The following is a 12,282-nucleotide window of genomic DNA, read 5'->3' as shown; positions in this document are numbered from 1 at the left end:
TTGGATAAACAATACATTTTAAGACCTATCTAAAACTCTTTTTTTCAAAAGCTAAGTAGTCTTAAACGTGTAATGTTCGACGCCGATTGTAGTCGCAAATGAAATAGTTGATCATACCAATAGGGTTAGTTAACTTTTTCGAGAAAGAGAGGGGGGCTTTACAAGTCGAGAGCAACTTTGTTTAAGGATATTAGTATATTGTTTTAAAATTAGATTTTATAGTTTTCACAAAATAGCTAAAAAAGAAATTCAATAGCTTTAGCTAATGTTTTGAGTTTCTCAAGATTGTTTGTCTAGATGCACTAAACTCACTGATGCTGGATAGCGCATTTAATATCCTTAAGTCACTTTACAGTATTTAGATTTAAATGGATGTGATAATCTCATTGACGCTGGATTAGCAAATTTTAAATTCTTATTAGCTAAACCACATTTGGGTCTGCGTTGATACAAAAAATCTCAATAATGCTGCATCCAGAAATATTATTCGGTCTGAAAAAACTAATAAAATTTTAAAAATTCTAGTACTGAGTGATGAGTAAAACGCGCAATCGTGGTGAACAAAGTGTATTCCTATTTTGCTAGATTAGAAACAGCTATTTGCGTATTTTAAATGCTTAAAATACCATATTTAATCTATTTTATTATTTAAGAAGCAATAGTTTATATTGATCTAAAAATGCAACGAAATCGCTGTTCAACAAACTGAAGACTGTTCATTTAAGTGATGAAATTGGAATCAATTTCTTAGCGGATTTTTTCATATTACAATACAATCTCTTTAACTATCGATCGATAAAACCAATTTTCACTTTAAATTTAATTACATATTTTGTTATATTAATATTGCTATTATTTTATTCATCTAATAAAAGTAAAAATTATTTAATTAAATTAAAGAATAATTATGCATATTTATAATCCAAGATTTAATCCTAGCTATTTCATTGTCAATACAGATGCTCATACTTACTATCGATCGAACAATCGTTTAAATTTTTCTGAACGAATAAATTTATTATGCAAAAAAATTTTTCAGTCTTCCCTGAACCCATTCTTTAGCTATATCAATAGAGATCAACTTCAATCTCAATGGAGAGAGATTTTTTGGGGGCGAAAAGAGATTGCCACAAATCGTCCAGGATCTGGTTTATCTTTACCAAGTCCGAGTCAAACTTCATGTTTTGTCCCTCCTTCTTACAAACTGAGCTTTCATGATAAATCTTCTCTAATTATCTCTAGTTCTCACATATCTTTGTTAATGGAGAAATCGCCCTATTTTAAGAGCCTTTGGTCGGGAAATTTTCGAGAAACTCTTCAAGATCCTCTCGCTTTGACACAAAAAGAGTTTACTTATCTACTCAATTGCCTCGTAGATGCTAGCTTTAAAGTTCCTGTGGAAGATCTCCCTTCTTTCATTCAATTAGCCGATTATTATCAACTGGCAGAAGTTGTAAAAAATTTAGAAGAGCAGTTGCTTGACACATATAAATCAGAAGAAGGTGAGCTATTTAATTCCACCGAAGACAGCCTAGTAAAATTAAAAGAAGTTTTAAATTTCGCGCATCAATATCAATTAAACACTTTAAAAAGCTATTTAGAGCTTACAGTTGTGAGTTCATTATTAAACCAGACTTCTCATTTAATGGAATTTGAAAAAATTTTAAAGCACTTCTTAAATGAGATAGAAGAGCTTAATTTTTCAAAGTATGCCCATTTGACCGATGCCCATCTCTTAGCGTTAAAAAATTGTGAAAATTTGAAAGTACTTAATCTCCAAGCGTGCCACAATCTCACGGATGCTGGATTAGCACATTTGACATCTTTAATGGCTTTACAGCATTTAGATCTGAGTGAATGCAATAATCTCACGGATGCTGGATTAGCACATTTAACACCTTTAATAGCTTTAAAGCATTTAGATCTGAGTGAATGCCATAATCTCACGGATGCTGGATTAGCACATTTGACACCTTTAATGGCTTTACAGCATTTAGATCTAAGTGAATGCCATAATCTCACGGATGCTGGATTAGCGCATTTAACACCTTTAATAGCTTTGCAGCAGTTGAATTTGCACTATTGTAGAAAGCTCACTGACGATGGATTAGCGCATTTGACACCTTTAATAGCTTTACAGCATTTAGATCTGAATGGGTGCCATAATCTCACCGATGCTGGATTGGCGCATTTGACACCTTTAATAGCTTTACAGCATTTAGATCTGAATGGGTGCCATAATCTCACCGACGCTGGATTGGCGCATTTAACACCCTTAGTAGCTTTACAGTATTTAAATCTGAGTTGGAACAATAACTTCACGGACGCTGGATTAGCGCGTTTAACACCCTTAATGGCTTTACAGCATTTGAACTTGAGCTATTGTGGAAATTTCACAGATGCTGGATTAGCGCATTTAACACCCTTAGCCGCTTTACAGCATTTAGGTCTGAGTGCATGCGATAAGCTCACTAGTGCTGGATTAGCGCATTTGAAACTTTTAATGGCTTTACAGCATTTAAACTTGAGCTATTGTGAAAATCTCACGGACGATGGATTGGCGCATTTAACACCCTTAGCTGCTTTACGTTATTTAGATCTGAGTGGATGCGATAAGCTCACTGGTGCTGGATTAGCGCATTTGAAACTTTTAGTGGCTTTACAGCATTTAAACTTGAGCCATTGTGGAAAGCTTACTGACGATGGATTAGTGCATTTGAAACTTTTAGTGGCTTTACAGCATTTAAATCTGAGCCATTGTGGAAAGCTTACTGACGATGGATTAGTGAATTTGACACCCTTAGCGGCTTTACGGCATTTAGATCTGAGCCATTGTGGAAAGTTTACTGACGATGGATTAGTGAATTTGACACCCTTAGTGGCTTTACAGCATTTAAATCTGAGCCATTGTGGAAAGCTTACTGACGATGGATTAGCGCATTTAACACCCTTAGCGGCTTTACGGCACTTAGATCTGAGTCATTGTGGAAAGCTCACTGACGATGGATTAGCGCATTTAACACCCTTAATGGCTTTACAGTATTTAATTCTGAACCATTGTGGAAAGATCACTAATGATGGATTAGCGCATTTGACACCTTTAATAGCTTTACAGCATTTAGATCGGAGTAAATACAATAATCTCACCGACGCTGGATTGGCGCATTTAGCGTTCTTAGTGGATTTGCAACACTTAGACCTAGGTTGATGCGATAAACTCACTGACGTTGGATTAATGAATTTGACATTCTTAGCGGCTTTAACGCATTTAGTTCGGGATGAATGCGAACTGATCTTGCTTGAAGTGTAATAACAAAGAAAGTCAAATGTGAAATTACCAAAAAAGATAAAAATTTTTTTAAAATATTTATGCTCATAAAATTTGGTAATTCTAAAAATGTCATGCTAACTAAAAATTTTCATTTGACTTTTCTAATGTAAATGGCTTTCTTATAGGATCTTCCTCATACGGAGACCTAAAATGACATTAACATGCCCAAGTTGTAGCTAGACAACTATAAAAAAAATGGTCATTTTCATAACGGAAAGCAGAATCATCCATGTCTTAACTGTGGACGTCAGCTTGTCATAGATTCTCAAAATAAAAGGATTAATGAAGAGAGGCACTCCTGAATTTGCCAATCTCTCTTCGAACAATTTTCACTAAAAGTTGTCTGCCGCATTTTAATGTTAGCATGCCATGGCTTCTACAATTCATTCATGAAATCATTAAGGAATTACCAGAAAGCCTGAATATATAGTTAACCAAATTTAATCGTGCCTATAGATATAGTTTAAGTTAAAATTTATGGCATATTCCAAAGATTTAAGGCAAAAAGCACTCAATTATTTAGAAATTGGACATTCTGCAGAAGAAGTCAGACAAGCTTTCTGGGCAAATTTTAAACAATTAGTCCGATTAAGTTTAAACAAATTTTCAAGTCTTGCAAAAGCCATTGATTATTCTTTTTGTCAAATATGTACATAAGTGTACAATTAAATTCAATCAACTATAGTTGGAAAGAAATTGGGAAAAACAAGTTCTATTAAAAAATTAATAACAACTTGGACAAAGATACTCTCGCCTTGTGAGAAAAACCTTCTTCTTCTTGAAGAAATTAACTAACCCTATTGGTATGATGAACTATTTCATTTGCAACTACAATCGGCATCGAGCATTACACGTTTAGGACTACCTAAGCTAAAAAAAGCACCTTTATTGATTATTATTAATATTCAAATATATTTATAAACACATAAGTTTTAAGATTAAAGAAATCAACTTAACAACTTATTAAATAATAAGTTGTTGCATAAGATGGGTTAATGCCGGGTGAGAGGTGAGTTCTTCTAAACTTGGTTTGAATCGATAGCTCCAATTTCTTTCAGAAATAATTCCTGGGATATTAATCCGTTCATCTTCTAGGTGAGGCCAAGTCAGACCAGGAATAAGAGCCAAATATTCTTGTAAAAGATTAATATGAAATAAACTGCTTGTGTGATGACTGTCCCATAAAATTTCTTTTTGGTATTCACGATTTAAATAAGGGTGGTAAGACCAGCCCTTAAGTTGAGCGAAGACTTGAGCTTCTAAAGGAAAAGATTGCCACCACTGTTGTAAGGTTTCGCTGTCATGAGTTGAAACAGTTGTCATGCTATGTTCTGGATATTCTTGTGGGAGAAGAAAACGACCATTATCTTTCCAAAGCCGTTCCCAACGCATTACACGGGTTCCACAAATGCCAAGTGCGCTTAAACATTCTCTGACTTGATCAGGGACCGCACCAAGGTCTTCTCCGATCGGAAGCATTTCACATTCTCTAAGCATAACACACATAATGCGTTGTCCATGATCGACCCAAGTTGCTTCATCAGAAGGAATAAACTCTCCTTGTCGACTCGTTAGACTGCGACGAATAGACCAAATGCGGAAAAAACCAATAATATGATCGATACGATAAATATGATAATAGCGACAAGACCAATTTAAACGATCTATCCACCAACGGTAATTTTCCTGAGTGAGGGCTTCCCAATTGTAAATTGGGAAACCCCAATTTTGTCCTTCACTACTATACATATCAGGAGGAGCTCCAGCCGAAAATTCTAAATCGAATAAAGGTCTATGTAACCAAACATCAGCACTATCTCGATCAATCAAAATAGGAATATCGCCCATGAGATAAACGCCATGTCGATCGGCATATTCCTTCACAGATTTAAGCTGTTGATCACAAAGATATTGAATGAGGCAGTGAAAATTGACTTCGGATTGATGTTTGGCATATACTTTTTCTAACAATTCTGGCGTGGGAGATTGATCAACAATGGGCCAACTTTCCCAATTTGACCATTGATATTGAGACTTTAAAGTTTTAAAAACAGCATATCCCTTTAACCAGGCATTGTTTTGAACAAATGCTTGGTAAGCTTGGCTATTTAAAATCAAAGAACCGGCTTGTTCATAATAATGGTGTAAAAAACGTTCTTTATTTTCACGCACAAGCTTATAGTCAACGCGTTGATGGTTGGATAATTTAGGAACAGCTTTTAATTCATCATGCAAAGAGGAAAATTCTTCTAAATGTGGTAAAGCATGTAACCCTAAATAGAGGGGACTTAAAGCAAAGGCTGATAGGGCACTGTAGGGACTGGTTCCAAGACCGCTATCATTCAAAGGGAGGAGCTGAATTAAATCAAAATTGATCGACTTACACCAATCGATTAAAAGAAAAAGGTCTGTAAATTCCCCAATTCCGCATGATTGAGAGGAATGAACACTAAATAAAGGAACATTGATTCCATGATGGTGCTTGATACCGATTCGCTCCCACTGTTTAGCCGCAAGAGAGTGAAGTAAGAAAGTAGGATCGATCATCTTTGATAACCAAATGGAGGTGCAGGAGGAGTATTGGTAATTTCTGTAATATACGGAACATTTCCTTGATTGAGGGCATCGGACCAAATTTTCGCTTTAGCAACAAAAGGTGAAAGAATGCTTTCAATTTTGTTTTGGTCTAACTGATAAGGATCAATTAAAGTATATAAAATTAAATTACTGGATTTATGGCTAAAGCCAAAAATTCCGCTCGAAGGGGGATAAAAATCATTCGCTTTTAAAGCTTCTTTGATCACTTCGTGAAGGAATCTCCCTAATGGGAGTGTGGCTATACGGCAGCCAATTAATAATTTTCCTTCTCGATTAAGCTCAATTTGGATGTTCACTCCAATTCCCATTTGAATCAGACAAGATTCATTTTCATCTGCTTTTAATGAACAATTGAAAAAAAGTTCGAATTCTTTCAAAATGGATTCAAACTGACTACTAACCATAGGGATAAAGCTCCTCAACTTTCTTTATCAACGCTTTCTTCAGCTTCTAATGCTTGCTCTTCTAATTCTTCTAATTCATCTTCAAGGTCTTCTAAGGCTTCAATAACGGCTAGATATAAATCATCGCGATGTTGCATAGAACGATAAAGCCTAGGCGACACGGCTTTGATCATATTGCGGATAGAATTTAAAAGCGTAATTTTGGCAAAAACATTTTCGACAGGATCCAAAATGACCGGATCTGTTAAACGAGAAACCAATTGATTCATTTTTTCAGCTGTGGGATAACGCTCTTCTGCAGCATCAAAAAAAAGCTTTCCGATAGATTCAAAGTTGAAGTGAGCTCGAAAGGAATCTCTTTTCATTCGTTATCCGTATGCGTTTCAATTAACCTGAGTTTTAAGTTTACTTAATTTGAAAATCAATTAATTTGTTATATTTTTTTTATTTTTTTCCTTTTTTTGGAAAGAATCATAAAATCTAACAAAATTAAAACTCAGGTTTTCGATATAGTCTTAGGCTGCTGCTCGATTGATAAAGCCTGCTTGGTTCATTGTTTTTTCAGCAATCTTGCTTTCTGTTTTGGCACTTATATAGACAAAGGCAACGGCTCTTCTACTTTGTGTAGCGTCAGTATATTGTTGTAGTTGGCTTGGCTCTAGGGTTGGCATATTAGTTGGGTTAAGATTTCCACCATCCACCGTTTGCACATTGACACGTTTTAATTGATTGCCTAAATGGTGATAAAATGTTTTAAGATCGTTAAATAAACGGGTAGCACCCCCATTTTTTTCATACTCTTTACGAATATTTTGGACATCTTGCGGATTATCTAAAATATCTCGAAGTTCATCTAAAGCCTCTTTTGTAGAACGATCTGAAGCATCAACAACACCACTAGCCAGCCCAATAATTTTTTTTGCCTGCTCAATGGCTTTACTATTTGGTTTGCCATCTGCACCTGGCATATCATAGTAGTCTTTTTTAGCGACTTTAATATGAGCCGCAACTTCTGTCAAGCGTTTGCTATCTTCGCTATCTTTAGGAAGTTTTTCTAATTTTTTTTCAGTCACAAACAACAGAAATTCAAAGGTTTTATCGATCTGTGAACTGTCAGGATCTTTGATTTTTCCACTTTTTGGATCGAAAGTGCGAAGGCGGTCGGTGATATGCTCGATAATTTCTTTAGAAGACATTTTAGGAGTAATACCAGCACCTAAATCTTGAGCAAGAGAACTCAAAATCGCCATTTCTAGGTGATAATTTTTATTATTTCCTTTTCCTAAAAAATCCCCAGCAAATTGGTCAGCTTCTTCTTTACGAACTAAAACAGATTCTTGGACTTCTTTCGCTTTCTCAATTTTTTCTGAACGAGGGGGAGCAGCAAGTTTTTTGGTTTGTGCTGTCATCCCTGTGCTCGCATTTTCTTCTGCTTCACGAGCAAGTTTTTCTTGAGAAGCTTCTGCCGAATTTTCTTGCAGAGCCAAACTATTTTTTGCAGAGACTTGCTGAGTTGCCTCAAGACTTTCGTCAAAAGCGGCATCTTTTGCAGCAAAGGCAGCATTTGCAGCAGCTGCATTAAAAGATGAAGGAATACTCATGATCCCACCTCCCATCAGAGAGTTTTAAGAATTTAAGAAATCTGGATACGCCCTAAAGGCTGTATGCGGATTTCAGGAACAATCTCTTGGTAAGAAACCACAGAAATATCAGTAAATTCCATTTCAATGAGTTTTCGAACGAATCGCCTCACGTCGATTGCAGTCAAAATAACGGGCGGTTGTCCACCGGGAGGAGGAGGAGATACCGTATTGCGTACACCTTGTAAAATAAGTTGAACAGAATCAGGATCTAGGGCTAAATAAGACCCGGCTGATGTCTGTTTAATGGCACCTCTTACCATATCTTCAATTTCAGGGTCTAAAATATAGACCGATAGAACGGATTGACCCTGAGAATATTTATAACTAATAAACCTTTTGAGCGATGAGCGGACGTATTCTGTCAAAAGAACGGTATCTTTTTCAGTTTGGGCCCATTCACCAAGAGCTTCTAAAATTGTTCTTAAATCTTTGATCGAAATTTGCTCTTGGATCAAACGTTTGAAAATATCTGTCATTTTTTGAAGCGGTATCAAACGTGTAACTTCTTTGACGAGATCGGGAAAAGATTTTTCAACAAACTCTAACATCGATTTAACTTCTTGAATTCCAACAAATTCATTCGCATAATGACGGAAGAAGTAAGATAAATGTAAGATCATTACTTCCAAAGAGCTCCAGTAACGGATTCCAGCTTTATCTAATAACTCTTTGTTTTTTGCATCTACCCAAAGAGAGGGAAGACCTAACGAATTTTTATAAGAAACGAAAGGAAGATTATAACGTTTAAGGTTTTCTTCCGATTCATTAGTAAGTAGATGATTTTCTAAAACTTTTCCCCGCACAATGGGAACTTCATTTAAGTGAATTGAGTATTCATCTTTATCTAAAATGGGTGAGTCAGTTCGCACATGTACACCGGGAAAACGAACTCCTAAATCGGCGTAGAGTGCTTGCCTCATTTTGGGAATCATTTGATCGATAAAGCTTGTCCCTTTATTTGCTTTTTGAATTTCTATAGACAACCCTCTGCCAACCTCTAATACTACAGGGAGTGTTAATGCATAGCTGTCAACTCCACCTCCAGAGATAACTTTATGACCTCTTACAGAGGTTTCTACTGAAGAATCGCTACCAGCGGCAGACTGAATTGTCCCTCCACCCATGGAGCCAACGCTTCCTCCACCTAATAAGGCTTTTTGTTCATTGCTCCATAAAGCATAACCAATCAAACCAAGTGCTGCAGCAGCAATTAGAAAAGGTGGCATCGGAAAACCGGGAACCAAGCTCATGCCCATCAAAAATGCGGCGGTAATCATGAGAGCTTTAGGTTGTTTTAAAATTTGACCAGAGATTTCAGTCCCTAAATTTTCAACTTTTTCGCTTCCAGAAACACGAGTTGTCACAATACCGGCAGTAATTGAAATTAAAAGAGCGGGAATTTGAGAGATCAAGCCATCTCCAATAGATAATAACGCATAAGTTTTGGCTGCATCACTTGCTTCCATTTCATTCATGGTCATTCCGATGATCATTCCACCAATAACATTAATTAAAGTAATGACGATACCTGCAATCGCATCTCCTTTAACGAACTTCATTGCCCCGTCCATTGCTCCATATAATTGACTCTCTCTTTGGATGGCTAATCTTTTTTCGCGAGCTTGATTGGAATCCAAAATTCCTGCACGCATGTCTGCGTCGATGCTCATTTGTTTACCGGGCATCGCATCCAATGTAAAACGAGCAGCAACTTCGGCAACTCTTTCAGCCCCTTTTGTGATCACTAAGAACTGAACTAAAGTGATAATTAAGAAGATAACGCCTCCAACGACGAAATTTCCTCCAACGACGAAGTTACCGAACTGGAAAATGATTTCTCCAGCATTAGCGTGTAAAAGAATTTGTCTAGTAGAGGCAATGTTTAATCCTAAGCGGTATAACGTGGTAATCAAAAGCAGAGAAGGAAAAATAGATAAATGAACAGCGCTTGGAATGTAAAGAGCAACCATTAAAAGGGCAATTGAAGAAGAAAGGTTAATAGCGATTAAATAGTCAATCACATGGGGATTGACAGGAAAAATAATCATAACAAGAATACCGATGATTAAAACGGCTAATGCAATGTCGCTGGATTTCGAAATTGCTTCGAGCGAGCGATCTCCGCCTAATCGAGCTGTAATTCCATCTAGGATTTTACGAATGGCATTCATGTCAGGTTTTTCTCCGATAATTTTTCAAAGCTTATAAGTTTAGAGGCTCGGGGATTTCAGTTCCATCTTTTAAAGAGGCAATCCAACGCATAATTTCTGCTAAGGCTTCATAAGTGTCTTCAGGTACATATTCATAAATTTCTCCTTGCTCCCAGAGAATATGCGCTAAAGTAATATTCCTTAAAACGGGGATGTCATTTTTTTCAGCAATTTTTACAATACGTTCAGCTAAAATGTCTTTACCCATTGCTAAAATATAAGGAGCTGCATCCATGTGTCTTTCATAGCCAATTGCGATTGCTAAGTGAGTAGGGTTAGTGACAACTGCTTGGGCACGTTTAACACCACCTGTCGGTCCTTCTTGATAAGCAATTTCTTGCGCAATTTGTCGTCGTTTTCCTTTAATATGCGGGTCACCTTCGCTGTTTTTATATTCTTGTTTGACTTCAAATTTTTCCATCATCATCTCTTTAGCGAATGTTTTCTTTTGGTAGATAAAGTCCGCAACTGCAACAACAATAAAAAATAATCCAACCTTTAATACAACCTCGACTAAAAAAGCATGAAAAACAATTAAAGCACCAGAAATGGGCATCGACACTGTTTGAATCAAAACCGGGATACTATTATACATCACTTTATAAATCAAATAAGACGCGATAGAAATTTTAATCACGGATTTCAGGAGCTCAACTAGTGTTTTTAATTTAAATTTTGCCTTTAAGTTATCGACGGGGTTGAATTTTTTAATATCAAATTTAAACACTTCAGGTGCAAAAACTGGGCCAACTGTTAAAAATGTAATGGTTACTCCAACCAATGCAACTAAGGCCATAGTGGGGATGCTCGCTAAAAAAATCACTTCGTTGGCTTTATAAAATAAATTAACAATGACGCCGCTTAGTTCCGGCGTATTTACGGAACGGAAAGTCCCAACTAAAAAATTAGTTAATTGATAATAGAGGCTAGGAGCCAGAGCAAGAATGATGGCGACTGAAGCTATAAACGTAAAGGCAGTAGGCAAATCTTGTGATTTCGCGATTTGTCCCTTTTTTTTTGCGTCTTTTAGCTTTTTCGGGGTCGCCTTCTCGGTTTTGTCGCCCATATGATTTTATCCTCCGAGAGAAATGGCAATGACAATAAAAACAAATACATATTCCTTCTTATAGTATTATATCTCTATTTTTAACCATTGTCAATGTTGTAAAAAACTAAGTTTAAAAAATAGATTTATTTTGTTTAATTTTATCATTCAATTAGTTATGTATTTGTTTTAAATTTATTTAAAATATATTTATTTTAATTTTAAATGAATAAAGTTATGCGAATAATTTATACAATCATTTTTACAAATTAGATCAAGTTATGCCGTCTATTTTAAAATTGCTTTCGTTCACAAGCCACATCAGAAGTTCAGAACTTAAGCAAAACAGCAAATCAACCTGTATTTCAAGAAAATTTCACGGATAAACAGCGGAAATTTTTAAATAATTATACAGCAGAACTGTCTAAAATTAAAGAAGATAAATTTAAATCTGGCGAGAAAATGCCCTTTGTTGCAAGTTCAAAGTTTTTTAGATGCTTAAGAGAAAATAAATGATTTAATTTTAAATTAGACAGCCCTGAAATTTGAAAATTTGATGCAGCAGTTTGAAGATAGACAAAGAGAAGCTTTCACAAAAACTTTGCATATTTAGAAGATCTTAGTAAATTTTAACTCTAATTTTTAAGGGGCGACCCAAAACATTCAATAATACCCATCTTTTTTATATAAATTCTCAATTAAGTGAAAAAGATGAATGGGATAATTCAAGTGCCTCTCAACGATTGCTTGTTTTTTAATTGTTTCATTCTGAAAATTCTTTAGTTGAGCTGATCTCTTAGCTTCATTCAAATAAAAAGCAAGTTTACAAATATTAATCCTGTTCCAGAATGATTAATTTATTAACAATTAAACAGCTTTCAAACCAATTTTGAAAAGGCAAGTGTGAGTGAATGAAGTTAAGCAAATAAAGAAATTTTCTATCTTATAAAAGCAAAACGTTTAAGAATTTTTTTTATTGAGTTTAATTAATGAGTTTTTTTAAAGGAGGAATATACTTTTAAGCTATCCGAGTGCACAAACTTATTTATAG

The 12,282-nt window shown here is 35.5% G+C and carries 8 protein-coding genes and 2 pseudogenes; 3 read left to right on the top strand and 7 right to left on the bottom strand.

Translation table 11 applies throughout. The features are described from left to right. Window positions 1-61: 61 nt before the first annotated feature. Window positions 62-186, bottom strand: a pseudogene (locus tag BU804_RS11915) (IS1 family transposase); the annotation flags it as partial. A gap of 721 nt (window positions 187-907) precedes the next feature. Here BU804_RS11915 and BU804_RS04015 point away from each other — a divergent pair. The 3 genes and pseudogenes from BU804_RS04015 to BU804_RS14560 all read left to right on the top strand — a co-directional run bounded on the left by BU804_RS04015 (window position 908) and on the right by BU804_RS14560 (window position 3,988). Continuing rightward, window positions 908-3,208, top strand: coding sequence for a BTB/POZ domain-containing protein (locus BU804_RS04015; RefSeq protein WP_075883081.1), 2,301 nt, complete (start codon window positions 908-910; stop codon window positions 3,206-3,208). A 338-nt stretch (window positions 3,209-3,546) separates the two neighbouring features. Further along, window positions 3,547-3,633: pseudogene (locus BU804_RS17385) on the top strand (IS1 family transposase); the annotation flags it as partial. A 175-nt stretch (window positions 3,634-3,808) separates the two neighbouring features. After that, window positions 3,809-3,988 (top strand): IS630 transposase-related protein, encoded by a 180-nt coding sequence (locus BU804_RS14560; RefSeq protein ID WP_226996121.1) that lies wholly within the window; start codon window positions 3,809-3,811, stop codon window positions 3,986-3,988. A 306-nt stretch (window positions 3,989-4,294) separates the two neighbouring features. Here BU804_RS14560 and BU804_RS04005 read toward each other — a convergent pair whose 3' ends face one another. The 6 genes from BU804_RS04005 to sctU all read right to left on the bottom strand — a co-directional run bounded on the left by BU804_RS04005 (window position 4,295) and on the right by sctU (window position 11,252). Continuing rightward, complete coding sequence (locus tag BU804_RS04005; protein ID WP_075883080.1) at window positions 4,295-5,878, bottom strand: 4-alpha-glucanotransferase; 1,584 nt, start codon at window positions 5,876-5,878, stop codon at window positions 4,295-4,297. Next, window positions 5,875-6,333: a CesT family type III secretion system chaperone gene (locus tag BU804_RS04000; RefSeq protein WP_039357671.1), complete on the bottom strand. Its 459-nt coding sequence runs from the start codon at window positions 6,331-6,333 to the stop codon at window positions 5,875-5,877. Before BU804_RS04000 ends, BU804_RS04005 begins: the two co-directional genes overlap by 4 nt. A 14-nt stretch (window positions 6,334-6,347) precedes the next feature. Beyond that, window positions 6,348-6,698 (bottom strand): hypothetical protein, encoded by a 351-nt coding sequence (locus tag BU804_RS03995; RefSeq protein WP_011175297.1) that lies wholly within the window; start codon window positions 6,696-6,698, stop codon window positions 6,348-6,350. Between the two features lie 150 nt (window positions 6,699-6,848). Further along, window positions 6,849-7,934 carry a hypothetical protein gene (locus BU804_RS03990; RefSeq protein ID WP_075883079.1) on the bottom strand — a complete coding sequence of 362 codons (1,086 nt, stop codon included), beginning with the start codon at window positions 7,932-7,934 and terminating at the stop codon, window positions 6,849-6,851. 32 nt (window positions 7,935-7,966) lie between these two features. Further along, window positions 7,967-10,138: a type III secretion system export apparatus subunit SctV gene (sctV, locus tag BU804_RS03985; RefSeq protein ID WP_039357725.1), complete on the bottom strand. Its 2,172-nt coding sequence runs from the start codon at window positions 10,136-10,138 to the stop codon at window positions 7,967-7,969. A 40-nt stretch (window positions 10,139-10,178) separates the two neighbouring features. After that, on the bottom strand, window positions 10,179-11,252 hold the full coding sequence (sctU, locus tag BU804_RS03980; RefSeq protein ID WP_075883078.1) for a type III secretion system export apparatus subunit SctU: 1,074 nt from the start codon (window positions 11,250-11,252) through the stop codon (window positions 10,179-10,181). Window positions 11,253-12,282 lie beyond the last annotated feature (1,030 nt).

Source organism: Candidatus Protochlamydia sp. W-9, from assembly GCF_001950615.1.
Lineage (GTDB): Bacteria > Chlamydiota > Chlamydiia > Chlamydiales > Parachlamydiaceae > Protochlamydia > Protochlamydia amoebophila.
The sequence above is the reverse complement of the archived record's forward strand: the minus strand, read 5'-3'. Positions and strand labels throughout refer to the sequence as shown.